The 24,535-nt window shown below is 36.6% G+C and carries 25 protein-coding genes, 1 pseudogene and 1 other annotated feature; of the genes and pseudogenes, 12 read left to right on the plus strand and 14 right to left on the minus strand.

Annotated features, from left to right (window positions below; all coding sequences use genetic code 11):
* Positions 1-8: 8 nt before the first annotated feature.
* The 8 genes from EDD72_RS05770 to EDD72_RS05805 all read right to left on the minus strand — a co-directional run bounded on the left by EDD72_RS05770 (position 9) and on the right by EDD72_RS05805 (position 8,990).
* Positions 9-263: a hypothetical protein gene (locus tag EDD72_RS05770; protein WP_132768197.1), complete on the minus strand. Its 255-nt coding sequence runs from the start codon at positions 261-263 to the stop codon at positions 9-11.
* 27 nt (positions 264-290) lie between these two features.
* Positions 291-1,514, minus strand: coding sequence for an MFS transporter (locus EDD72_RS05775; RefSeq protein ID WP_132768254.1), 1,224 nt, complete (start codon positions 1,512-1,514; stop codon positions 291-293).
* A gap of 134 nt (positions 1,515-1,648) precedes the next feature.
* Entirely contained in the window at positions 1,649-3,091 is a 1,443-nt protein-coding gene (proS, locus tag EDD72_RS05780) for a proline--tRNA ligase (RefSeq protein ID WP_132768199.1), read from the minus strand.
* Between the two features lie 55 nt (positions 3,092-3,146).
* Positions 3,147-3,364, minus strand: a binding site (T-box leader).
* Between the two features lie 67 nt (positions 3,365-3,431).
* Entirely contained in the window at positions 3,432-3,776 is a 345-nt protein-coding gene (locus tag EDD72_RS05785) for a hypothetical protein (protein ID WP_132768201.1), read from the minus strand.
* Between the two features lie 242 nt (positions 3,777-4,018).
* A complete protein-coding gene (locus EDD72_RS05790; RefSeq protein WP_424565533.1) occupies positions 4,019-5,593 on the minus strand; it encodes an NAD(P)/FAD-dependent oxidoreductase in 1,575 nt (524 codons plus the stop codon).
* 91 nt (positions 5,594-5,684) lie between these two features.
* Positions 5,685-6,236 carry a flavodoxin family protein gene (locus EDD72_RS05795; RefSeq protein WP_424565535.1) on the minus strand — a complete coding sequence of 184 codons (552 nt, stop codon included), beginning with the start codon at positions 6,234-6,236 and terminating at the stop codon, positions 5,685-5,687.
* Positions 6,237-6,382: 146 nt separating this feature from the next.
* The gene (locus EDD72_RS05800; RefSeq protein WP_132768205.1) at positions 6,383-7,243 is read right to left on the minus strand and encodes a 2-oxoacid:ferredoxin oxidoreductase subunit beta; all 861 of its coding nucleotides are present in this window, start codon (positions 7,241-7,243) and stop codon (positions 6,383-6,385) included.
* 1 nt (position 7,244) lies between these two features.
* Positions 7,245-8,990, minus strand: a complete 1,746-nt coding sequence (locus EDD72_RS05805) for a 2-oxoacid:acceptor oxidoreductase subunit alpha (protein ID WP_132768207.1) — start codon at positions 8,988-8,990, stop codon at positions 7,245-7,247.
* 372 nt (positions 8,991-9,362) lie between these two features.
* Here EDD72_RS05805 and EDD72_RS05810 point away from each other — a divergent pair, with 372 nt between their 5' ends.
* From EDD72_RS05810 to EDD72_RS05820, 3 genes are all read left to right on the plus strand, one after another.
* The gene (locus tag EDD72_RS05810) at positions 9,363-10,643 is read left to right on the plus strand and encodes an MFS transporter (RefSeq protein WP_132768209.1); all 1,281 of its coding nucleotides are present in this window, start codon (positions 9,363-9,365) and stop codon (positions 10,641-10,643) included.
* Positions 10,644-10,746: 103 nt separating this feature from the next.
* Positions 10,747-11,484, plus strand: coding sequence for an oxygen-insensitive NADPH nitroreductase (gene nfsA, locus EDD72_RS05815; protein WP_132768211.1), 738 nt, complete (start codon positions 10,747-10,749; stop codon positions 11,482-11,484).
* A 36-nt stretch (positions 11,485-11,520) separates the two neighbouring features.
* Positions 11,521-12,000: a DUF456 domain-containing protein gene (locus tag EDD72_RS05820; RefSeq protein ID WP_132768213.1), complete on the plus strand. Its 480-nt coding sequence runs from the start codon at positions 11,521-11,523 to the stop codon at positions 11,998-12,000.
* 196 nt (positions 12,001-12,196) lie between these two features.
* Here the strand turns inward: EDD72_RS05820 and EDD72_RS12490 are convergent, their stop codons facing one another.
* Together EDD72_RS12490 and EDD72_RS05825 are read right to left on the minus strand one after the other, a co-directional pair.
* Positions 12,197-12,340, minus strand: a complete 144-nt coding sequence (locus EDD72_RS12490) for a hypothetical protein (RefSeq protein ID WP_165894977.1) — start codon at positions 12,338-12,340, stop codon at positions 12,197-12,199.
* A gap of 85 nt (positions 12,341-12,425) precedes the next feature.
* Positions 12,426-12,962 (minus strand): hypothetical protein, encoded by a 537-nt coding sequence (locus EDD72_RS05825; RefSeq protein ID WP_132768215.1) that lies wholly within the window; start codon positions 12,960-12,962, stop codon positions 12,426-12,428.
* 388 nt (positions 12,963-13,350) lie between these two features.
* On the opposite strand from EDD72_RS05825, the gene acsA reads away from it, so the two are divergent.
* Positions 13,351-15,039, plus strand: coding sequence for an acetate--CoA ligase (acsA, locus tag EDD72_RS05830; protein WP_132768217.1), 1,689 nt, complete (start codon positions 13,351-13,353; stop codon positions 15,037-15,039).
* Positions 15,040-15,082: 43 nt separating this feature from the next.
* Here acsA and EDD72_RS05835 read toward each other — a convergent pair whose 3' ends face one another.
* Entirely contained in the window at positions 15,083-15,538 is a 456-nt protein-coding gene (locus tag EDD72_RS05835; protein WP_132768219.1) for a ferritin-like domain-containing protein, read from the minus strand.
* Between the two features lie 131 nt (positions 15,539-15,669).
* On the opposite strand from EDD72_RS05835, the gene EDD72_RS05840 reads away from it, so the two are divergent.
* The gene (locus EDD72_RS05840; RefSeq protein WP_132768221.1) at positions 15,670-16,032 is read left to right on the plus strand and encodes a VanZ family protein; all 363 of its coding nucleotides are present in this window, start codon (positions 15,670-15,672) and stop codon (positions 16,030-16,032) included.
* 116 nt (positions 16,033-16,148) lie between these two features.
* Positions 16,149-16,541, plus strand: coding sequence for a YgiT-type zinc finger protein (locus EDD72_RS05845; RefSeq protein WP_132768223.1), 393 nt, complete (start codon positions 16,149-16,151; stop codon positions 16,539-16,541).
* 175 nt (positions 16,542-16,716) lie between these two features.
* Here EDD72_RS05845 and EDD72_RS05850 read toward each other — a convergent pair whose 3' ends face one another.
* Together EDD72_RS05850 and EDD72_RS05855 are read right to left on the minus strand one after the other, a co-directional pair.
* On the minus strand, positions 16,717-18,801 hold the full coding sequence (locus tag EDD72_RS05850; protein ID WP_132768225.1) for an ABC transporter ATP-binding protein: 2,085 nt from the start codon (positions 18,799-18,801) through the stop codon (positions 16,717-16,719).
* A gap of 41 nt (positions 18,802-18,842) precedes the next feature.
* Positions 18,843-20,597, minus strand: coding sequence for an ABC transporter ATP-binding protein (locus EDD72_RS05855; RefSeq protein ID WP_132768227.1), 1,755 nt, complete (start codon positions 20,595-20,597; stop codon positions 18,843-18,845).
* Positions 20,598-20,743: 146 nt separating this feature from the next.
* Here EDD72_RS05855 and EDD72_RS05860 point away from each other — a divergent pair, with 146 nt between their 5' ends.
* Positions 20,744-20,992 (plus strand): hypothetical protein, encoded by a 249-nt coding sequence (locus EDD72_RS05860; protein ID WP_132768229.1) that lies wholly within the window; start codon positions 20,744-20,746, stop codon positions 20,990-20,992.
* 70 nt (positions 20,993-21,062) lie between these two features.
* Here EDD72_RS05860 and EDD72_RS05865 read toward each other — a convergent pair whose 3' ends face one another.
* Positions 21,063-21,962 (minus strand): DUF1002 domain-containing protein, encoded by a 900-nt coding sequence (locus tag EDD72_RS05865; RefSeq protein WP_132768231.1) that lies wholly within the window; start codon positions 21,960-21,962, stop codon positions 21,063-21,065.
* A 145-nt stretch (positions 21,963-22,107) separates the two neighbouring features.
* On the opposite strand from EDD72_RS05865, the gene EDD72_RS13015 reads away from it, so the two are divergent.
* The 5 genes and pseudogenes from EDD72_RS13015 to EDD72_RS05885 all read left to right on the plus strand — a co-directional run bounded on the left by EDD72_RS13015 (position 22,108) and on the right by EDD72_RS05885 (position 24,391).
* Positions 22,108-22,269, plus strand: a complete 162-nt coding sequence (locus EDD72_RS13015) for an alpha/beta-type small acid-soluble spore protein (RefSeq protein WP_341539466.1) — start codon at positions 22,108-22,110, stop codon at positions 22,267-22,269.
* Between the two features lie 37 nt (positions 22,270-22,306).
* A pseudogene (locus tag EDD72_RS13020) lies at positions 22,307-22,393 on the plus strand (small, acid-soluble spore protein, alpha/beta type); the annotation flags it as partial.
* Positions 22,394-22,431: 38 nt separating this feature from the next.
* Positions 22,432-22,884, plus strand: a complete 453-nt coding sequence (locus EDD72_RS05875) for a Fur family transcriptional regulator (protein WP_243643785.1) — start codon at positions 22,432-22,434, stop codon at positions 22,882-22,884.
* A gap of 203 nt (positions 22,885-23,087) precedes the next feature.
* Entirely contained in the window at positions 23,088-23,624 is a 537-nt protein-coding gene (locus EDD72_RS05880) for an RNA polymerase sigma factor (RefSeq protein WP_132768235.1), read from the plus strand.
* A 14-nt stretch (positions 23,625-23,638) separates the two neighbouring features.
* Complete coding sequence (locus EDD72_RS05885; protein WP_165894978.1) at positions 23,639-24,391, plus strand: anti-sigma factor family protein; 753 nt, start codon at positions 23,639-23,641, stop codon at positions 24,389-24,391.
* Positions 24,392-24,535: the final 144 nt, after the last annotated feature.

Below are 24,535 nucleotides of genomic sequence, written 5' to 3' on the forward strand. Positions count from 1 at the left end.
ATTGATTTCTAGTTTTTTCCACCTGTAGCGATGTATGAATAGAGTTCTAAATTTGTTTTGCTTTTTGCTATTCCCTGAAGATAAGGTGTAATCAAATCCTTAAAGTCCTCACGAACCCCTTCATCTTCCAAATGACCATAAACATAAGCCTTCTTTTCTGTAAAAATAATTGCTAAATAACCTACTGCCTTCTGATTCTGGTCCACAACATTTAATATTTGTGATTCAGGATTAATGATTTCAGGAGAAAAATAAATTTCCATCGATTACCCTCCTTTTATGTAAGATAATTATTCAGTCTGCAATTGCAGCTTTTTAAATAGTGAATCTGTATCATTTGATGATGGATTTTTTACTTGAACTAGAAAAAATGAAAGGATTCCTACAAGCAAAGTAAGACCTGCAGTCCCCAAAAACATTCCTGTTCGCGACCAATCCATCAACCAACTATAAACAGGTGGACCAAAAGCAACCCCCAAAAACCTTACTGATCCATAAAGAGAGATCACAAATCCTCTTCGTTCTTTTCCCACTGATCCAGTGATAAGACTATTCAAACAAGGAAGAATCAGTCCAGTTCCAATACTACTTAGGACTAAAATTGAAATAAATGGAAACATATTTGAAAAAAAAGTTAAGATAGCAAAAGAAATGGTCATAAGGATAGATCCTGTAATGATTAATGTTTTCATTAATTGTTGCTTTTTCTTTATTTTGCTCCCTGTGATATATGAAGTTGACATCATAAACAATAAAGGAATAGCTAAAATTAACCCCTTAATCACGCCATCAATATGATATTGTTTTTCTAAGGTATCCGATAAATAGAATAACATACCAAAAAGAGTAAAAAGTCCTGTAGCACCAGCAAGATAAGTAACAAATAACCAGCGTCCTTCATGTTTAAAGACAGAAAATAGACCTTTCACATACTGACCGATTGGAGGAGGTGGCTGTTTTCTTGGTGGCTCTTTGATAAAAAACCAATTTAAGAGGATAGAAATGAGACAAAATATAGGAAAAGCAAAAAAGACCGCATACCAGATGATTAACGCTAATAATGATCCGATAATGGGTGAAAGTACTTTACCAAAACCATTAGAGGCCTCAACGATCCCTAGGACTTTACTTTGCATTCCACCTTTAAATAAGTCTCCTGTCAAAGCCATGGCAATTGGGCTTGTTCCAGCAGCTCCGATCCCTTGTAAGGTTCTGCCAATGATGATCCAGAGGTAAGGTTTGGCAAACCAAGCGGCTGCTAATCCAGCAAGAAGAGCACCAATACCATATAGGAATAAAGAGGGAATAATGATTTTTTTACGTGTTAAACGGTCGGACAAATAACCTAAGATGGGAATCATGATTGCTGCTGCAACGGAAAACACAGTGATGGTTAAACTGACTTGGAATTGGGAGATATTTAGTTCCGATTTCATTTCGGGCAAGATGGGAATTAACAATGAGTTTCCTAAAGTCATAATTAATGGAACAGAGCCGATGGCTAAAACGGTCATTCCATTCGGGTTTTTTGAGGGCAACTTTTACGCCTCCTTGCTAAAAAATTGATACTTATATATTTTCTACTTGGTTTAATCGAATTATGCTTATGCAAAAAAATCCCCTGAACATGATGTTCAGGGGGAACAATTTAATACGCTCTTGCAAAATAAACAGTCGTGGTGCTTTCTTTTCCACAGCAGACACATTTACCGTTGCCTTCTCGTTGCTTAAAAGGAATATTGCGGGCTGTTGCTCCTGTTTCTTCTTTTACTTCATCGAGACATTTGAGATCGCCACACCACCAACTCTTCATAAAGCCTTTTTCCTTAAGAAGTTGTTCTTTCATCTCTTCGATGGAATTGATTTCAAAGGTATGGCTATCCATAAAAGCTTTTGCTTTGTCAAACATATCTTTTTGGATTTGATCCAGTTTCTCTTTGATTGTTTCAACGAAATTTGCGAGTGGTAAGAATTCTTTATTTCCTGTATCTCGACGTGCCAAAACGAATTGTTCCTTTTCAAGATCTTTTGGTCCTAATTCAATGCGGATGGGTACACCGCGCATTTCATATTCGTTAAACTTCCAACCTGGAGTCATTTCTTCCCGATCATCTACTTTTACACGGACACCTGCTTGCTTCAATTCGGTAGCTAACTCATGTGCTTTTGTACGAACCGTTTCTTTATCTCCTCGAAGGATTGGAATAATGATGACTTGAATTGGTGCGACTTTTGGTGGTAAAGCGAGTCCGCGATCATCACTATGAGTCATAATTAATCCACCGATCATCCGTGTGGAAGAACCCCATGAGGTTTGATAGACATATTGCATTTGGTTATTCTGATCAGCAAATTGAATATCAAACACTTTTGAGAAATTTTGACCTAAGTGATGGGAGGTACCAGCTTGTAACGCTTTTCCATCACTCATCAAAGCTTCAATACTATACGTATGTTCAGCACCTGCGAACTTCTCATTTTCTGTCTTTTTCCCAGGAATAACAGGCATTGCCAGAACTTCTTCGACAAAAGCCCGATATACTTCTAACATTTGTAGTGCTTCTTCTTCCGCTTCTTCATATGTCGCATGGGCAGTATGTCCTTCTTGCCAGAGGAATTCAGATGTACGTAAGAAAGGTTTTGTACTTTTTTCCCAACGCATGACATTGGCCCATTGATTTAATTTCATTGGCAGGTCACGATAGGATTGAATCCATTGACTCATCATGGAGCAAATGATGGTTTCCGAAGTGGGACGAACAACAAGGCGCTCCTCTAACGGTTCGTTTCCTCCTTGGGTTACCCAAGCAACTTCAGGAGCAAACCCTTCAACATGATTCATTTCCTTTTTTAAATAGGATTCAGGGATTAAGAGAGGAAAATAAGCATTTTCATGTCCCGTTTCTTTGATCCGCCTGTCTAAATCTTTTTGCATATTTTCCCAAATGGCATAGCCATAAGGTTTAATAACCATTGTTCCTTTGACAGGGCCATAATCCATCAGATCGGCTTTTTTCACAATGTCTAAATACCAACGAGAATAATCTTCTTCTTTGCTTTGAATTTCTTTGACAAACTTCTTGTCTTCCATTAATTCTGCACTCCTTTACTTGTATTAACCCCAAAAAATAAGGAGTTGAACCATCCTAAAGGACGAATCAACTCCGTGGTACCACCTTTATTAACATGTAATATCCACTTATTACATGTTCACTCTAACCCTTGTAACGTAAGGGGGACGATCTTGCTCTTCGCAGATTTCTCAGGAATGGGTTCAGTTTGCGGATTGGAAGGACTTCCAGCCATGATCCTTCTCTCTAGAACAATCCAAGACCAAACTTACTAGTTCCTTCATTGAAGACGGAATATTATGATTGATAATTTATTATAACGATTTGAAAGCAAAAGTCAAGGAAACTTGCTAGTAATCATTATTTTGTAAGTAAAGAAACAAAATCTTTAAATTTAAATAATTCTTTATCATGTTCAATGATTTTGGTTTCAATATATTTAAGGTCCGTTTTTGTAACCATATTCTCCATAATGGTATTGACTTTTTCAGAAAGTTCGAGAACAGCGAGTTTCACTGCGTTAAAATCATCTTTGGTAGCCATCCCCTTAAGCTCATCTTTCGTGGCCATGGACTGTCTGATCGCTTCAAGCTCGCCTTTCGTGGCCATGGACTGTCTAATCGCTTCAAGTTCATCTTTCGTAGCCATGGATCGCTTAACCTCTTTTAGTTCAGTAAGAATTTGATTTAAGATCTCTTCATTCATTCAATAAACACCTCGTTTTTAGATATTTACGAACATGATTTTCGTATTATCTAAAATGGATATACTTGTCCGATTCGTGTTTAAAACCATTAATTCTATTATACCCTCTAATATAATGAAAAGAAAGTATAATAAACGAATGTATGTTCGTATAATTAATATTATATATTATAAAAAATTTTCTGTCAATATAGAAAAATCCACCCCATGAAAGAAGAGTGGATCTGGAATGACTGAATTGATTAAGTCTGTATTCGTTTAAGAATATCTCTTGCAACCACGACTCCACAAGCACTGGCCTGTGCAAGTCCTCTTGTAACACCAGCACCATCGCCACCGACATAAAGCCCTTCAATTTCTGTTTCAAAGGTATTGCTTAGTTTTGGCCTTGCAGAATAAAATTTCGCTTCTACACCATAAAGCAGAGTATGTTCACTCGCAAAACCAGGTGAAACTTTGTCCAATGCTTCAATCATTTCAATAATGCTTGTAATCGTTCGGTGAGGAAGGACTAGTGCAAGATCTCCTGGAACAGCAGTTTTTAAGGTTGGTTCAACGAATCCTTTCTGAATTCGTTTTTCAGTAGAACGGCGACCCTTACGCAAGTCACCATATCGTTGAACGATGACGTTTCCGTTACTAAGCATATTGGCTAAACGAGAAATATATTTGGCATATTGAATCGGTTCATTAAAAGGTTCAGTAAAATGATGAGAGACTAACAAAGCCAAATTCGTGTTAAATTGTTTTTCTTTATCTTCTTTAAAAGCGTGTCCATTCACTGTCATAACACCACTATGGTTCTCGATCACTACACGGCCTGAGGGATTTGCACAAAAGGTGCGAACAATATTATTGTAAGTTGGTGTATTATAGATCAGTTTCGCCTCATATAGATGTTCATTGATTTCTGCCATGACGGTATTTGGTACTTCAACTCGTACACCGATATCCACTTGGTTATTGCTCAGATGTAGACCTTCTTTTGTTAAAATTTTTGCCAACCATTCACTTCCATCTCTTCCAGGGGCGATAAATACATACTTCGCATAGATCTCTTCACCATTTTCTAATACGATTCCTTGAATCTTTTTATCTTTAACAATAATATCTTTTACTTTTGTTCGATGGCGAATCTCTAATTTATCTTTTAAATATTCATAGATTCGAGTAAGGATTTTTAGGTTTTCTTCTGTTCCTAAATGGCGGACTTTCGCTTTTAGTAATTTCATGCCAACAGAAGTTGCTCTTTGTTCAATCTGATGAATTTTCATTAATGAGTGCAATTCTTTCTTTTTCCTTTTTAATTCTTTTTTTATAGCTAGAGAAGGTTCTAAATCGATTTTCAGTTCTAACTCATCAATCTCATTTTTTAATTTTTTAATCGATTCGCTGATTTCAAGACTACCATGCGTTTCTTCAGTAGCTCCAAATCCGAGATTGATTTGATCCACATATTCAATTAGTTGCAATAATTCCGACGAAGGGATATATTCACCCATCCAGCCGCCAAAATCAGTGGTAATGTTAAACTTCCCATCGGAAAATGCGCCTGAACCGCCCCAACCACCCGTTAATGCACAAGTAGGGTAACAGCTTTGATATTCAAATTTTTTCGTCGTTGGGCATTCGGTAAGAATTCCTTTATGAATCGGGCAAGAACGATGGTAAATATCTTGACCTTTATCTAATAGAAGCACATTCAAGTTGGGATTTAGCTTTATTAATTCATAGCTGGCAAAAATTCCTGCAGGTCCAGCTCCTACGAGAATGACATCATAGTATTTTTGTCCGTTCATAAAATCACCCTTAATCATTAGTTAGTCCTCTATAATAATAACATAAATCGAATAAAATACAAACATTATTTCGTTATTATGGCTAAAATGTTCGTATTTAAGGTGATGTTTATTTCAATTCTCCTCTGATTCTTTTCCCAAGTTGAATCGCTTGAACAATCGCTTCTTCATCTTCTAATACTTCTAAAGGTTTTACTCCTCTACCGATAACATATCCAGAAAATTCTATTTCCATAAATTGAGCAATCAGTTGGAACTGTTGGACAAGGGGAAGTGCAGTATATGGAGCAGACTGACCGCCTACGATTATTACATACATTTTCTTACCTTTCATTTTTTCTTTAAAGTCGTATTCGGTACTGCGCAGACTTTGGGTAAAACGATCGATCAGGTTTTTCATACGACCTGACATTCCATACCAGTAAAGGGGAGTCGAAAAAAGAAGGACTTGATGATTCATGATCTGAATCGCCAATTTTTCATAGTCATCATCAACTGGCCGAAAGCCGTGTTCTGTGTGCCGTTCATCGACAATTGGTTCAATATGAACATCCATTAAATGGATTTCATCTACATCTTTGGGATTCAGTTGTTGCAAAACTTTTTTGGTTAATGCTTCTGAATTCCCGTTTTTGCGGGAGCTTCCATAGATCGTAAGCAGTTTCATGCTTTGACCCTCCTGTTAGCTTAAATTAACTAATAATTTATGCAGAAATTCATGAATATATGATAAAACAAAAAAGGTTGGGAAGAAAATCCCAACCTTATACTATGGACTACAAAGTGGAAGTGGACAAAAGATATGACTTATTGAAATTGTTTTTCTATTTCTTCTAAGACTGCTACGTCAAGATTGAGGTCTTGTTTAGCAATGGCAATTTCAGGATAATCTGGAGTTAACTCTTGGAATGTTGGACGATATTCTTTAAAAATAATTCCTGTTAACAAACCATTGGTTTCACGTACTTTTTGAATGGCTTGCATGCGGTCAGTTGGATCATAGTTTTCAAAGGAAGAAACATCCACTAAGTTTTCTTTGTAATAGTCATAAGTGTTTACCTTGTTAAAGGTTACGCATGGACTATAGACGTTTACAAGGGCAAACCCTTTATGTTGTAAAGCAGCTTTCATGATTTCATTTAGGCCTTTAATATCACCAGAGAAACCTTGTGCTAAGAAAGTGATTCCATTAACTAGAGCAATTTCTAATGGATGAACAGGACTTTCTACACTACCTTTTGGTGAAGATTTGGTTTTGAATCCTTGAGCAGAGGTAGGACTGGTTTGTCCTTTGGTTAGTCCGTAAATGTTATTGTCCATTACAACATAAGTCATATTCACATTTCGGCGTACTGCATGGACAAAATGGCCGACACCGATACCATATCCGTCTCCGTCTCCACCAGCGGCGACGATTTTCACATCTTTATTTCCTAAAGCAGCTCCCTGAGCAATAGGTAGGGCGCGCCCATGTAAGGTATGGAATCCATAAGCCCTTGTATATTCGGAGATCTTACCAGAACAACCAATCCCACTGATGATTGCCATATTATGAGGTTCTAATCCAATATCGACAGCGGCTTTTTGTAGGCTAGCCATGACGCTAAAATGGCCACAACCTGGACACCAAGTAGGTTGATCCCCTTTAAAATCTTTTACTGTTGCCATATTATCTTACCTCCTCTGCCAAAATATTATCGATTTGTTCCATTACTTCTCTTAATGTAAATGGATTTCCGTCGTATTTGGTAATGCTCTTTAATTCTTTTCCTGTATTTAATTCCATTTGCATGAGACGTTTTAATTGTCCGGTATAGTTATTTTCGATGACAATTACTGTTTTTGCACCAAGAACATAATCTTTAAGCGATAGATCAAAAGGTGTTAAACGTTTAACATGAACATGGGTAACGTTGATTCCCCGTTTTTCTAAGGATTTCTTCGCTTCTTGAATCACGCCATAGGTAGAACCAAAACCTACAAGCAATACATCGGCTTCTTTATTCCCTGTAGCTTCAAAACCCGGGTCTATTAGGGAAGCAAGTTTACCTAAACGTTTTTTCATCATATTTGTACGGTTGGTTGGATCTTCATCGATATGACCCGTTTGATTATGTTCATTGGAGTTAGCTGTATGGACTCCACCTTTTTGACCAGGAATCGTGCGACTAGAGATACCATCTTGCGTGAATTCATAACGTAAGAAATAACGTTCATCATTTTTAGCTGCTTCTTCATCGAAAAGAAGCTTACCACGGTTGATGTTGATCTTTGAGAAGTCAAGTTTATTCACTGTTTGGTTAAAGAGAGATAAGTATAGGTCCATTGCAATAATAACTGGACATTGATATTGCTCAGCATAGTTAAATGCTTGAGCTGTCATATAGAATGCTTCTTCAACCGTTGATGGCGCAAGAACAATCCGTGGAATTTCACCATGTCCTGCATTAATCATAGTATTGACGTCGGCTTGCTCATATTTGGTTGGAAGTCCTGTTCCAGGGCCCCCGCGTTGAGTATTCATAATCACGAGTGGTGTTTCCGAAATCCCTGCTAATCCTAGTGCTTCTGTTTTTAACGAGAAACCAGGACCAGAGGTAGAGGTCATGGCACGAACACCAGAATAAGCAGCACCAATCGCCATGGTGATTCCTGCAATCTCATCTTCAGCTTGAACAACAGTTCCACCTACTCGAGGTAATTCTTTTTTCAGCCATTCCATGACTTCTGATGCTGGAGTGATTGGATATGCGGAAAGGAAACGACAACCTGCTGCTAATGCACCAAAACCAACGGCCTCATTTCCAATCATAAGATTGCGTGGAACTTCTAGTTCCGGTTTTTCTAGTTGGATTGCAGCTAGTTTCCCTGCATTGAGATATTCTTTGGCTTTATCAAAGCCAGCACGAACCGCATTTTTGTTCATATTGACAATTTCTTCGCCTTTTTTCTTAAATTTATCTTCGATCAGAGAATCGAATAAATCTTCACTTAAGCCAAAAAGGGCGGAAGAAGCGCCTAATGCAACCATGTTCCGAACGATTTTCCCACCAATACTTTCAGCAATCTCGGTGAGAGGTAAGAAGAGAGTCGTAATTTTTCCATCGGACTCTAAGGATTCTTCTTTTCCATCGCGAAGAATAATCGAACCTTTACTCATCACCTCAAGGTTGTTATCTATTGTTTCTTGGTCTAGGGCCAATAGTACATCAGTATAATCGCCATGGTAATAAGTTGGTTCTGTACTTACATGGATTTGGTAATGGGTATAGCCCCCTTTAATTCGCGAGGCAAAATGCTTATTCGAGGAAATAAAATAACCTTTACGTGCCAATGCCAGAGCGAAGATTTGACCGGTACTGTCAATTCCTTCTCCTTGTTGGCCGCCAACTTTCCATACGACCTCGTTTCTCATGATTTCGATCTCCTTCCCGTGTATAACAGTTTAATACTTTTTTAATGTACAAGAACATAGAAAGATGAGTGTAAACTATAGTATTACTAAAAAATAGAGTAAAACAGTTTTTTTATATTGAATACTACAGCCTTTAACACTATTATAACGATGACAATCATGAAAATAAATATATTTCTTTTTCTAAAGTGTAAGAAGTTGCTGAAATGGCTTGTATGTTCTAACGCTGCTTCTAATCTTATGGCTTTCCTTGAATAAACGGTCGGTGGGAAAGCTCGCTCGCTAAAGTCGCAGCTTGTAGAACATACAAACCTTTATTTATTCGTACGAAAAGTTTTTCTTTTCTTTTGCAAGAAGAAAAAAAAGTGTAAAATAAAAGCTAAATTGTACTATTTTTATAGTGTAAAACCGATAAATAAGAAATTTAGGATCAAATTAGAGGGTGAAAGAATGAAGCGATTACCTATTTTGTTTTCGATACTCTTTCTTGTGATGTTGGGTTTTGGAATTATCATTCCAGTTATGCCTTATTACGCTGAATCTTTGGGTGCCACAGAAGCCGTATTTGGATGGTTAATGGCCAGCTATTCGATCATGCAATTTATCTTTTCTCCGATATGGGGAAAAATATCGGATCGAATCGGCCGAAAACCTGTCTTATTGATTGGAATTAGTGGCTATATTGTCACTTTTACAATGTTTGCCTTTGCTAATCAATTATGGCTCTTATTTGTAGCTCGTATCTTGGCAGGTATTTTATCTTCCGCCACCTTACCTACAGCGATGGCTGTTATTGGAGATACTACGAGTGAAGAAGATCGTGGGAAAGGGATGGGGATTCTCGGAGCCGGAATGGGATTAGGTTTTATCTTTGGTCCTGCAATCGGTGGGATTTTAAGTAAATACTCTCTTTTTGGACTTCCGCAATTAGCGACACCGTTCTTATTTACGGCTAGTCTATCTGTGATTCCGTTCATTATCACCTGGTTTATGTTACCGGAATCTTTACCTAAGGAGACCGAAGAGCGAAAATCAGCGCAGAAGAAAATCAGCTTTGCTATTATGCAAGGGAATTTAACGATTGTTTACTTAGCCGCATTTATCGTTAGTTTTACTTTAGCTGGTTTAGAAGGAACCTTCGCTTATTTTGCCAAAGAACGTGCAGGATTGTCTTCGCGTGACCTTGGTTATGTATTTGCAATCATGGGGATTGCCAGTGCCTTTGTACAAGGTGGATTCATTGGTAAATTGATTAAAAAATATGGGGAACAAAAGATGATTAAATTAGGACTTTTGATTTCTTCTCTTGGCTTCCTATTGATTATCTTTGCTCATCATTTTATTACGTTAGCTCTTTTCCTTGCAGTCTTTGGAATCGGGAATGGGATGATGCGACCTAGCATTTCTTCCCTCATTTCTAAGAGAACGAAATCAGGTCAGGGAAGCGCTATTGGGATCATGGATTCGATGGATAGCATGGGGCGGATTATTGGGCCGCCTTTAGCGGGGACTTTGTATCTTTACTTTATGGACTCTCCTTATATTATCGGTGCAGTACTCACCTTTGCGTTTATGATTTTATTCCATTTATTCTATCATCCAGATAGCAATGCTAGACCGAGAATGGATCGGAACGAAATACCACAGAATTAAATAGCAATAGAAAATCGGGAGGCGAAAGCTTCTCGTTTTTTATATATCGTAGATTTTTCGTTTTGGTTATAATAAATATAATAAGATTGAATAGAGGTGAATTATGACAACAGTATTAGACACAATGAGAAATCATCGAAGCATTCGTTCGTTTCAAGAGAAACCCATATCAAAGGAACAAATCGAACGAATTGTCTCCACGGCTCAAATGGCGTCAACGTCCAATTTTGTTCAGGCATACAGTATCATTCAAGTGACGGATCAGGAGAAAAGAAAACAGCTAGCACATTTTAGCGGAGATCAAATTTATGTTGAACAAGCGCCTGTTTTTTTCGTTTTTTGTGCGGATTTGTACCGAATCCAACAGGCAATTCATCATAACGGAAAAGAAGCGGAATTTTCTACGATAGAGAATTTCCTTGTGAGTATTATTGATACAGCGCTTTTTGCTCAAAATGTCATGTTAGCCGCAGAATCAATGGGATTAGGTGGGGTATATATTGGCGGAATTCGTAATCAGCCACAACAAGTGAGTGAAGTCTTGCAATTGCCCCAGCTTGTTATGCCATTATTCGGAATGTGTCTGGGGTATCCAACAGAACATCTTCCCGAACAGAAACAACGCTTACCACTATCTGTGATCTTGCATGAAAATGAATACCAACGGGATCAGCAAAATGAGATTGAACAGTATGATCGGGCGATCACCGAATATTATCGTGATCGGACAAATGGGAGGCGAGCAGATACGTGGTCAGGAATGATGGCTCGATTGTTCTTAGGTCCACAACGAAAGAGTTTAAGGGATTTTATTGAAAAGCAAGGTTTTCCTTTAGATTAATAAGTGGATGAAATTGAAAGAAAAGGAGGATGAAAAATGACGTTTGTCTGGTGGTTATTGATTCTTAGTTTATTCGCGCTTAGTTTTGTAGGGATCATTATGCCTGTCATACCGGGTGTAACGTTAATCTGGATTGGATTGTTGCTCTATCATTTTATTTTCTTTCCATTAGTAGGTTGGCAATTTTGGTTGACAATGTTTTTGTTGACCGCTCTTACCATCGTCGTTGATTTTCTTGCTAGCAGCACATGGGTAAAACGAAAGGGTGGTTCCAGATTAGGGGTCTGGGCAGCCATTGTTGGTATCTTGGTCGGTCCTATCGTCTTTGGTCCACTAGGTATAATTATTGGTCCGTTTTTCTTTGTAACGGGTGTGGAAATGTTTCGAGGTGTACCTTGGAATCAAGCTTCACAAATTGGTTTGGCCTCCTTAATAGGATTACTGGGAGGAAGCTTGGTCAAGGCAGTTATATTTCTGTTAATGATTTTCATCTTTTTCTTTAAGATTTGGTTCTAATCCAGTATAGAGGTTAGGGTGACGGGAGATCAATTCCCTCCACTATTCAATGATACAGCGATTATATACAACGAAATGGGCAAATAGTTCGGGTTAGAAGGAGTAAATTTATCGAGCTTGTAAAATTACGCATAGAAAAGGGAGTGCAAGATGCACTCCAAGAAGAGACGAACGGATTACTTCTTAATCAATCCATTTAATCTTTTGTTAATTGCTTCATTTCGTTGGTATAAGCCTCTTCATCATCACTAGATACGGTATGCCATTCCATTTGTTCAGATGTTACTTTGGATCGTTTACTGGGTCCAGCTTGTTTTTGTTGCTTATTTTTTTTCGCCATATTTTCTCCTTCTTTCTTATAGAGTCTGCACATGAAAAAGGACTTCTAAATGAAGCCCTTTTTAGTATGTACGTTTTTTTTCCAATTAATCAGCTAGGATTGGTTCTGGTCGTTTTTCTTGAGGTTCTAGGACCATAGCAAATAGAAAAACCTCTTTAAACATTTGCATCATAATGTTCAGAAAATAATGGAGAAGATGAGAACGAAAATATTGATAAAAGTTCTGATCAGAGTGACGTGTTACCTCTAATAAGGTATCATTGATCGTTTCGCGGAAAATGGATTCCTGCTCTTGAAAGATAAATAGAGCAATTTCATGACGTTCATCTTCCATATATAGGTTGTGAAAATCTCCTGAAGGGAATCCGACCTTGATCGTTTGTCGAGCTATAGAGTAACTATACCCAGCGATTCGTCTTGTCACTGAACGAAAGGCTTCTTCACAATATTTAAAATCATTTTTCGCTATTTTTAAAGGGGGGAGCATATTTAATAAATGTTCTACCTCTAAGATCACGGGCATAACAAATGAATATAGGAGATCATGGTTTTTATGATAGGTAAATAGGTATTTTTTTTCATTTAGGATGGATTTTGCGAGCCGTTTTGGTGAAATTTGCATTCATTGTCACTTCCTTTAAAATAATATTACTAAACAAGGAAGTGACTGTCATTAGGGAAGATGACAAAAATGATAATCTTTAAATAAATCAGGATAGATTCTACTTTAAAGACAATCATTCTCATATTCACAATTTTCCTAAAAAGAAAATTCGCTTTACAAAGCAGATCGGGTCATTGAAATGAAAAATGGAAAATATTTAATATCGATAGCTTGGCAATTGCCAGGCTATTTTTTATCAAAAACGATATACAGAGGTAATCAATAACTTTTCATTCTATATAATTTATAAAATATTTTGAATTTTATAAAAATTATCTTGATATTCTGTTATATAACAAATATAATTACTATAAAACAGTAGAGTGTGAAAGTGAGGATTGGTGAGATGAATAAGAAACAGATGAATTTAACAGATTATGATGAGATGTATCGTAATTTTTCGTGGGAAGAAGTAGAGCAATTTTTTTCTTGGAGCAAAACGGGATTGGTGAATATCGTTTATGAGGCGATTGATCGTCATGTCGATGAGGGGAAAGGAAATAAAGTAGCGTTACTTTATTTAGATAATGACAGAGAGGAAAGTTATACCTTTGCACAATTACGCGAGTTATCTTCTCGTTTTGCGAATGGCTTAAGAGCGAATGGTATTCAAAAGGGCGATCGTGTATTTTTATTCATGCCACGAGGTCCAGAATTAATCGTTGCATTACTTGGAACGATTCGAATGGGAGCGATTGCTGGTCCTTTATTTGAAGCTTTTATGGGTGAAGCAGTAAAAGATCGTCTAATAGATAGTGGATCGATCGCTATCGTTACAACCCCTTTATTAGCAGATAGAATCCCATTTGCTGAACTCCCTGATTTAAAATATATAATTCTTGTTGAAGCAGAGAAAAAGGAATCAGAGAACCAAATTTTATATCAAGAACTAATGAATATATCCAACAAATATACGATAGAATGGGTAGATCGTGAGACTCCGATGTTAATTCATTATACTTCGGGATCCACAGGAAAACCAAAGGGTGTCTTACAGGTTCACGATGCGATGTTACATCAATATATTTCAGGTAAATATGTGTATGATTTGCACGATGACGACATCTATTGGAATACTGCAGATCCAGGTTGGGTAACAGGAACGTCTGCAGGAATGTTTGCTCCATGGTTAAACGGTGTAACCATAGTCGTTCGTGGAGGACGATTCAATGTAGAGCAGTGGTATCAAACATTAGAACGTTATCGAGTATCGGTATGGTTTAGTGCACCCACTGCTTTTCGGATGTTAATGCGTGAAGGGAACGAACTACCGGCGAAATATGATCTGTCTTCGCTTCGACATATTCTCTCTGCTGGTGAACCATTAAACGCAGAAGTAATACGTTGGGCAGAAGAAGTTTTTCAACAACCCATCTATGATAATTGGTGGATGACAGAAACAGGATCAACAATTTGTGCAAACTATAAATCTGTTCCGATTCGTCCTGGTTCAATGGGTAAACCAATTCCAGGAATTCAAGTGGCTATCCTTGATGATCATGGTAAGGAATTGCCACCTTATGAGTTGGGGAACTTAGCCATTAAACCACCTTGGCCAGCAATGTTAAGATCAATATGGAATAATACGCAGAAATACCAAGAGTATTTTGTGAATGGTTGGTTTTTCTCTGGTGATAAAGCGTATCAAGATGAGGACGGTTATATCTGGTTTGCTGGCCGTAATGATGATGTGATTAACACTGCGGGTAAACGGGTAGGTCCATTTGAAATTGAGAGCAAATTAATTGAACATTGGGCAGTAGCAGAAGCAGGAGTGATCGGTGTACCTGATGAGGTACGTGGAGAAGTGATTAAGGCATATGTAACATTGAAAAATGGAGTACAACAGTCTGAACTTTTGAAAGAAGATATCCGTTTGTTTGTTAAACAAAACTTAGCCGCACACACTGCTCCCAAATTTATTGAGTTTCGCGATTCATTACCCAAGACTAGATCAGGAAAGATCATGCGCCGTGTATTAAAAGCATGGGAATTAGGATTGCCAACTGGTGATTTGTCGACGATTGAGATGTAAAAAAAGATCCCCCTTTTTCTAGAGAAGAAAGGGGGATCTAGTTTTACGCTTTAATTTCTGTGTGAACCCAATTAAAAAGCATTGCATGTTCGACTTCATCATGTTGAATGAAATAGAGAATATCACGGATATTCGGACAAAAAACGGATAAATACATTTCTTTATAAAATTCAGCCGCCTTTACTTCATCGAGAAATGCTTTTTGCAATCCATCGAAGAAATGCTGAAATTCTACTTTTTTCACTTCTATGACTGGCTTATGTCCAGTGAGTCTCTTATATAATCTAGTTAATTGTTTGTTATGAACTTTTTCATCAGTTAACGCAGTCTGGACACTATATCTGGCGATTTCAGTTGGGGCGACAGTTAATAGTCTAGTGTATAAGTCGATGGCTCCACGTTCATCCGCAATGGCCATCTTTAAGTTCTCAAGGAATTTGGGGAAATTTTTAAAGTAAACAGACATCGGATTTACCCCAGGAACACTCATGGAATACATATTTTACCCTCCTAGGCTCATTTTTTCTTTATAGTCTATGACCCAGTGCTTCAAAAGGTTATGAAAAAAATGATAAAATGGGCTTATCTGTTTTTAATTTTTAGGTTAGTTTTATCTATGGAGGGGTTTTCATGAAGAAATGGATTCCGTCAATATTTGTGATGATTGGAATTTTCTATTTATCCTCAAGAACTGGCTCAGAACTGAATCAGATGTTTCCTTTTTTTAAAGATTTAAACTGGGGTCATTTGGTGGCTTATTTTATTCTTGCGATGACCTTTATATATGCACTTATTGGCAAATTTCCTTTGATAAAATCGATGGTAGTCGCTGTTGTATTAAGTGTAATTTATGGACTTACCGATGAATGGCATCAAATGTACGTTCCAGGTCGAACACCTGACATTCATGATCTTGTAAATGATTTTATCGGTGCCATCGTTGGGGTTATTGTTTTTTATTTCTGGGTTCGAAAGAAAGAAAGTAAGGAATAACATTTACTTCTTGAAATACCAAGAAGTTACTAGGTAGAAAGATTAGCTTTTTCGTTACAATGATAGTTGAATTGAGCGTTTTTTGATGTTACATAGTGGAAAGGTGTTCGATACATATGAAAAAAATTTGTACCTGTGGAGCTGAAATGGAAATTACGATTCGGACCGTTTTTTTTAATCACAATATCAAAATTGAAAATGTACCCGTTTACAGTTGTCCTGTTTGTGAAAATCACCAACTAATCGGTCACTCGGAAATATTGATGAAGGAAATGATTAATGAAATTGATTTAACCGAAAAGAAAGTCAGAGTAATACCCTTTGAAAATAAGTGTGAATTAGCCCAACTTATTATGATGGCTTATAACCAACAAGAACATCCATACATAGAGGGAAGTATTCAGGAAGATCTTCAGGACTTACTCAATGAACTAATGGTAGAAGGAGAATTAGAAGAATCCTATTGGATGGAAGAAATAAGGAAGAAGATTGAAAAGTACGTTCATTAGGCTTGTATGTTCTAACGCTGCTCCTAACCTTACGGCTTTCCCTGAATAAACGATAAGTGGGAAAGCTCGCTCGCTAAAGCACCCATAGGGTACAAGTCACTCTATGCAACTAAAGTTGCAAGTTAATGCTATGTCGCAGCTTATAGAACCATACAAACCTATTTTTATTCCTTTTTCACATAGCCATATGATTTGATTGAAAATCTTCTTTATATTGTAATTGATAAAGCTTGTAATAGAGTCCTTTAAGGGATAGTAATTCTTGATGATTGCCCATTTCGCGAATCCTTCCTTTATGTAGGACTATAATTTTATCTGCATGTTGAATGGTAGAGAGACGGTGAGCAACAACAATCGTTGTTCGCCCGTGGATGATTTTGTTTAAAGCGTCTTGAATTAATTGTTCTGTTGCTGTATCAATATTTGCAGTTGCTTCATCTAAGATAAGAATCGCAGGATTAAAGGCTAAGGTTCTAGCAAAGGCAAGAAGTTGTCTTTGGCCTTGGGATAGAGTTGAACCCCTCTCTTTCACTTCTTCATCATATTGATTTGGAAGCTTTTCAATGAATTGATCCGCATTCACATAATGAGCCACTTGTTTAATTTCCTCATCTGTAATATCCTTACGATTCAGACGGATATTGGATTTAATATCTCCCGCAAAGAGAAAAACATCCTGTAGCACGATCCCGATTTGTTTTCGTAATTCATATTTGTCCATGTCACGAATATCGATACCATCGATTCGAATCGATCCTTTTTGAATATCATAGAAGCGTCCTAACAAATTAATAATCGAACTTTTTCCTGCACCTGTGGCGCCTACAAATGCAACCATTTCTCCAGGTTGGATGGTAAAACTAACATCTTTTAATACCCAATCTTCATCTTGATACGCAAACCAGACATGATCGAATTCTATCTTTCCCATCAATTGACCGATGGGCTTAGGTTGGGTGGGATTTGGAATTGTATCTTTATGATCCAGCAATTGAAAAATTCGTTCAGAAGAAGCCATAGCCGATTGCATAATCGTATATTTTTCAGTTAGGTCATTGATGGGCTGAAAGAATCGACGAATATAATCGATAAACGCATATAATACTCCAAATTCCGTCACACCAGCTATTACATCTTTCCCCCCAAACCAGAGTAAAAAAGCTAAGGAGATGGAATAGATAAAATCCATCGATGGTCGGAAAATTGCAGCTGTTTTTAACTCTTTTATACTTGCTTGATAATGAGAACTGTTGATCACGTTAAATTGTTCATATTGTTTTTTCTCCCGATGAAAAATTTGCACAATTCTCATACCAGAAATATTTTCATTCAAGGTCGCATTGATTCGTGCTAATCGGGTTCGGACAATCCGGAATGCATCCCTAGCTAGCCTCTTATAGACGAATGAGGTCAAGATAATGAGTGGAATCGAAACAAAACTAAGTAGTGCTAATTTCACATTCATTTTTAACATGACGATCATAATTCCAATAAGGATAAAGAAATCCTTAAAAAGGCTAACCAATACACTCGTATACATTTCATTAAGAGCTTCCGTATCATTTGTAACCCTTGTTACTAGTCGACCAACAGGATTTTTGTCAAAAAAGGCTAATGGTAACGATTGAACATGGGAAAAAATTTCCTGACGAATCTGAAAAATGATTTTTTGGCCTGTATATTGAAGCAGATAGATTTGGATATAGTTAAGGATAAAGCTAAGTAGTAATAGGATAAAGAATAATCCACCAATCCGATATAAAGATTGAATATCTTGCTGACGAAACCGTTGAAACTCCTCTGTAGACAATTCGGTTGTGGGGTAGGTTTTATCACCAGAAATGATCGTTGGTTTCCCATGAACTACCTGCACTTGGTAGGATTGATCTTTGGCAATCATTCCTTGTATGAGATAAATGGCGTTTTTAGTTTCAATGATTTGATACCTAGGAAGTTGCGTTGGGGTGGATTTTAGATCTTTTTCCCTTACATATTCTTTATCTTGGAAAATAACCCCTTTTATCGGGGCTTTCCCAAGTTCGTAGGCGACCATTGGCTTATAGATTCCGTTAATATGATCATCGATGGCAACTTTTATCAAATAGGGTTGAGCTAATTCAAAGGCTGTAATCAATAATAATAGGATGATGGAAGAAAGAATCATCCACCAATATGGTCTTGCATATTTTAATAATCGTTTTAGAAGTTTATGATCATATGCTTTACCTAACGTTTCTTCTTCATGAAAATCGATCGACATATATGAATTCACATCCTTTAGCTGTCGGTTACATGGGAAAACTATTCATTTGCAATCATTTCTTCTAACAATTGTTTTTGATAGAGGTCATAGTATTGACCTTTTAACTGTAATAATTGTTCATGTGTTCCTCTTTCCACAATTTTTCCTTCATCAAGGACTATGATTTCATCCGCTTCTTTGATCGTAGAGATTCGATGAGCAATGATGATACTCGTTCTTTCTTTCATCACTTCTTTAAGGCGTTTTAAGATCGCTTCTTCTGTTTTGGTATCCACGGCGGATAAACTATCATCCAAAATTAGAATTTTAGGGTTTTTGATTAAAGCACGGGCAATGGAAACCCGCTGTTTTTGTCCTCCAGATAGCGATACACCTCGTTCTCCGACTATCGTTTCAAATTTCATTGGAAAATCTTGTATATTATCAAGAATTTGTGCATCTTCTGCGGCTTTCTCTACTTCTTGATCTGTATAAGAATCAAGACCAAATCCAATGTTTTCTTTGATTGATGTAGAGAATAAGAAATTATCTTGGGGAACATAACCAATATTTTGCCGTAACACTTCTAATGGGAACGACTTAATATCATGGCCATCGATTTGAATCATTCCTTCTTCTACATCGTATAGGCGGACAAGTAGATTCACGAGCGTAGTTTTTCCGCTTCCTGTCTTACCAATGATTGCCAACGTTTTTCCTTGAGGTATATGTATATTAATATCGGATAATACCTTATTTGATTGATTTGGATAAGCAAAGGAGAGATGCTGAATTCGAATATCCCCTTTTATTTCTTGTAAGTCAGGTTGTATAAGTCCTTCTTGGTCATAGATTTCCGGTTTGGTTTGAAAGATTTCATTCAAACGTGCCATTGAAGCAGCACCACGTTGAAGAATATTGATTACCCATCCGATTGCCATGATTGGCCAAATGAGTAGTCCTAAATAACTGTTAAAAGCGACAAAATCTCCAAGTGTAATTTCATGATTGATGACCAGAATCCCACCATAGGACAGGATGATCAATAAGCTAATCCCAGAAATAAATTGGACGATCGGATCAAATAGTGCTTGAATTCGCACTAAATGCATATTTTTATCCACATAATCTTGATTCGCTTTTGTGAAATTTTCTAATTCTGCCTGTTCTTGGACAAAGGATTTTACCACACGGATTCCGGAAAAATTTTCTTGGACTTTCTCGGTAAGATGGGAAAAAGATTCTTGGGCTTTACGAAAACGGTGATGAATAATCTTTCCGAATCTTCCCGTGACAACAGCCATAAACGGGAGTGGTAAAAGAGCAATAATCGTCAATTTTAAAGAAATGGTTTGGATCATCATAAAAATTGTTGTACCAAGTAAGATGATCGTATCAAAAATCATTACAATACCAGGTCCAGCCGCCATACGTACCGCATTGATATCATTCGTAGCATGGGCCATTAAGTCTCCTGTTTTGTGGTGATTAAAATAATTTGTAGATAATGTTTGTAGGTGGGAGAACAGATCATTACGAAGTTTATATTCCAAGAATCGAGCATTACCCATGACATACATCCGCCAGAGAAAACGGAAGATAAACATAAATAAGGCAATGACCAAAATGGAAGCGATATAAAGTAGCAGTTGTCTGGTTGATAAGGTTCCATTTCGTAAGGCATCGGTAAAGGCGCCTAGTAACTTTGGCATAATCAATTGTAATGAATCGACAGCAATCAACCAAATGATTCCAATGATATAACGCCATCTGTATTCATAAAAAAAGTCTTTTAAGGCAAGAAATTGTTTCATTAATATTTTCCCCTTTTTTCGATCCTTTCGCTATACGAAATAATCATATCATAAAATAGGCTTGGATAGGGATGGGGGGAGGATACATAGTTTTCGGAGAGTTATCCATATTAAGTAATGATGAATCGATGGAAGGAGATTGCTACGTGAAACCTCATGTCATGAGAAAGTCAGAGTTTTTAGCGGATAAAGGGATAACAAGTTATAATAATTCCGGAATTTTTGTTGTAAGGGATGGGAATAAATATCAGTTTGCGGTGGAATTAGATGTTGATACGGTTGTATTCGTGGATGAAACAGAGGATAAGGAAAAAATTCCGATGATGATTAATAATTTGTTGTATGAGATTGGCGAAATTCGTGAACGCTTTGATCAATGTTTTCCTGAATTATGAAAAGAAACACTCCTTATTCCATCGAATAAGGAGTTTCTTATACAAGCTCAAACTTAAGAAGTCATATATGTTATTGTAACCAACTTAAGATTTTATCAAGAAGCTGTTTTAAGAACTCGATAATCTCTCTGAAGAAAGATTTTGCTTCTGGGTTAGCGGCAACGAAATCTTGAAATTTTGTTTTGATTTGATCTAAACGTTGGCTAACAAGATTCCAGTCAATATTGGCATTTTGTAATTTTCGCACCAAAGAGATTAATGAGTTCAATTCATCAGGACTTAATTGAATTCCTAAATCACTAGCAATTCTTTGGATCATCTCTCGTAATTGATCGTCAGACAATTTTGCACCTTGTTTTGCCAATTCTTCTTTAATTCGTTTCATCAATTCTATGGCTTTATCTTTATCACCAATACTGTCAGCTAATTGAGCAGTTTTAATCATTTCTTCATTGGCAACCTTTTTCACGTCATCACTGATCGTTTGGCCTGTTTTTTGTTCAAATGCTTTCATAATTCCTGTTAGAGCGGCTGTACCGGAAACAGGATAGGGTGCAGATACTTTAATCTCTGCATCTGTAATACCTGCAGTTGTTAAAGCACTCACATACATTTCATTCGTGATCCATGTGATGTTATTGCTTTCAATTTTTAGGCCAGAATCTTTCTCTCCAAAAGTAATGAGAGATGATGAAATCGCCTTGTAACCAATCTTTTGAGCAGGAAGGCTTTCTCCTAAATATTTATGCTCTTCTTGGTTAGTTACCTCAATAATTTTTGCATCTGGTTTCGCAGCGAATTCTGCTAACATTTGTTCTCTTTGTTTTTGCGTTAGATCTTTTCCTAAAGTGATAATTTGTTGCCCTGTAAAAGAATCAGCAAATACAGGTGCAATACTAAACAACAGAAAAATGACAACGAATATGAGAATGGTAATACGAATAAACCAACTATTTTGTTTTCTTTTCATAGATTGGTTTTCCTCCCCAAATTTTTAAATGTGGTTATTCTATTATTATTCACCTTGTCCTACTAATTATACCTGAATCTGAGAGATTTTTTACGTTTATCTCTTTTATCATTACATATTCTATGAAAAAAAGGAGTTGTTGTAAATGGCTAGAAGAAATCGTAAAAAAACAGTCGTCCCTGATGCCAGATCTGCTCTTGATCAATTTAAGCAACAGGTCTTAATCAATGAAGATGTTATTCAACCTGGAATTGATCAGCAGAATATCCCTTATGAAATAGCAAAAGAGATCGGGGGTTCCTTATAAAAAAGGATATAATGGTGAATTATCCACAAAAGATGCGGGAAAGATTGGTGGCCAAATTGGAGGAAGAATGGTTAAGGAATTAATCCGTATGGCTCAAGAACAATTAGCAAAGAAAAATCAATGAATCCTTTGACTGATTAAGTGTAAAAATTTATACTGTATGTGAACAATTTTGATGGAGTGATCATTTTGAATGTAGAAGAGATTCTGGAGAATTTGAAAAAAAAGGGATATAAAATGACAGAACAACGTCGGGAAATTATTCAATCTATTCTCAACCAAGATCGTTATGTTTCTGCCAAAGAAATTCTAAATCAAGTTCAGAATCGTTTTCCAGGTGTAAGCTTTGATACGATTTATCGCAATCTCTCCATTCTTTCAGATCTAGACTTGGTGGAAGAAACTCAATTGGATGGCGAAGCGAAGTATCGAGTTTCCTGTGTTGAAGATCACCACCATCATCTTGTTTGTACCAAATGTGGAAAGACCTTTGTGATGCCAGAGTGTCCAATGGATTTACTGCAAGGATTGGCAGGAGACTTTAAAGTAACGGGGCATACATTCGAAATATATGGATTATGTAAAGATTGTCAAGAAGAGAAAAAAGATTCATAAGACCAACGAGAAGCTGGTCTTATTTTTTTATGAATGGAAAGAATTCCAGAAACTTTATTCTTTTAATTTTTTGTTAATATGTTAATATATTGCTCTTAATTTGTGTTAATATTATAGAATAGAAAATTTTCGTAGATAGAATACTGATATTTTTTCATAGATGATTAGGTCAAAAAATTATCATAGAAAATGGTGGAGGAACAATGGAAAATCAATATACTTTGCAGAATAAAACGAAATCAAAAGATGAATTTTTTAATAGAATAATTGAGCACAGTCATTATTTGTACCGTTTAGCTTATCGGTTAACAGGAAACCCTGAAGATGCTGAAGATTTAACTCAAGAAACGTTGTGGCAAGCTCATCGCAAAGCGGACAAGTATGTGTATGAAAAATCACTAAAAGCTTGGTTAAGTATGATGATGACTAACCGTTTTCGAGACAAAGTTCGTAAGAAAAGTCTCAAAATGGTAGCAATTGAAGATAATTTATTATCGCCACAATCGATTCATTCCTATGCCCCTTCAGTGGAAGAAGAAGTAGAGAACAAAATGACATTAGAAAAGGTTAAAGAAGAGATTGAAAAGTTACCTGAAATCTATCGAAATGTATTAATTTTAAGACACTTTGATGGCTTAAGCTATTCCGAGATTAGTGAAGCCTTACAAATCCCAGAGGGCACTGTGAAAACCCAATTATTTCGTGCAAGAAAGATGCTTAAGAGTAGACTTTCAGAATGAGGGGCGATAAAATCATGTCTTGCAGTCAGTATGAACATTTAATTCAAGGGTATATTGATCAAAGTATTACTGAGGAAGAGAAAAAAGAATTAAATGACCATGTTTCTGTTTGTGACAGTTGTAGAAAAGAACTACAAGATATGATTGAAGTTGTCAGTTTTATGGAAGATATTGGTGAGATCCATCATCAACGAGTAAGACAGAGACTGAAAAAATTTAAGCCATCTTTATTGGCCACTTGTATGACCGTTTGTAGCGCTGTTGTTTTCGTTTTATACTCGCCTACTGAGAGTTCATATTTTAATGTAGAGGGACCTCGGATTCAATATCGAAATATTGTTTTGGCTGATGAAAATGAGCAATTACCGTTTCCAGATAATTATGAACTATTTATTGACGATCAAAAGAAAAATCGAAGTACACTACAATCTGTTACTTCCAATCTTATTGAACAACAGGCCAATAAAGATTCTTATGATGTTACATGGGTATATCCAAGTATCTATTCGCATCTTGATGAATTGGATTTTGATCAACTGAGTGATGAATACGTTTTCATTAATATTCCAGATGAGGAGACATTACATCGGTTGATTGATTTCTTAGAAAGAGAGAATTTGCAAATTCCAATTCATGTATCTCACTATCCGGTCTCCATCGTTATTAATCGAGGAGAGCAAGACCATTTCGTTAAAGAGTTCGAATTCCCAACTGATGTGGATCAAATTCATCAATTATTAGATGAAATCAATCATCATTTACATTAAGAAGAATTTATCAAGATAAAAGAAAAACTTCAGCTTTGTTGGCTGAAGTTTCAGACTGTCGACAAACCCCAACTCAAATGCTTCATTTGAGTTGGGATTTGTCTTTTTTTGCTCATCATTTTCTAAGATTCTTATCTTATTTAG

It is taken from the genome of Tepidibacillus fermentans (genome assembly GCF_004342885.1).
GTDB lineage: Bacteria > Bacillota > Bacilli > Tepidibacillales > Tepidibacillaceae > Tepidibacillus > Tepidibacillus fermentans.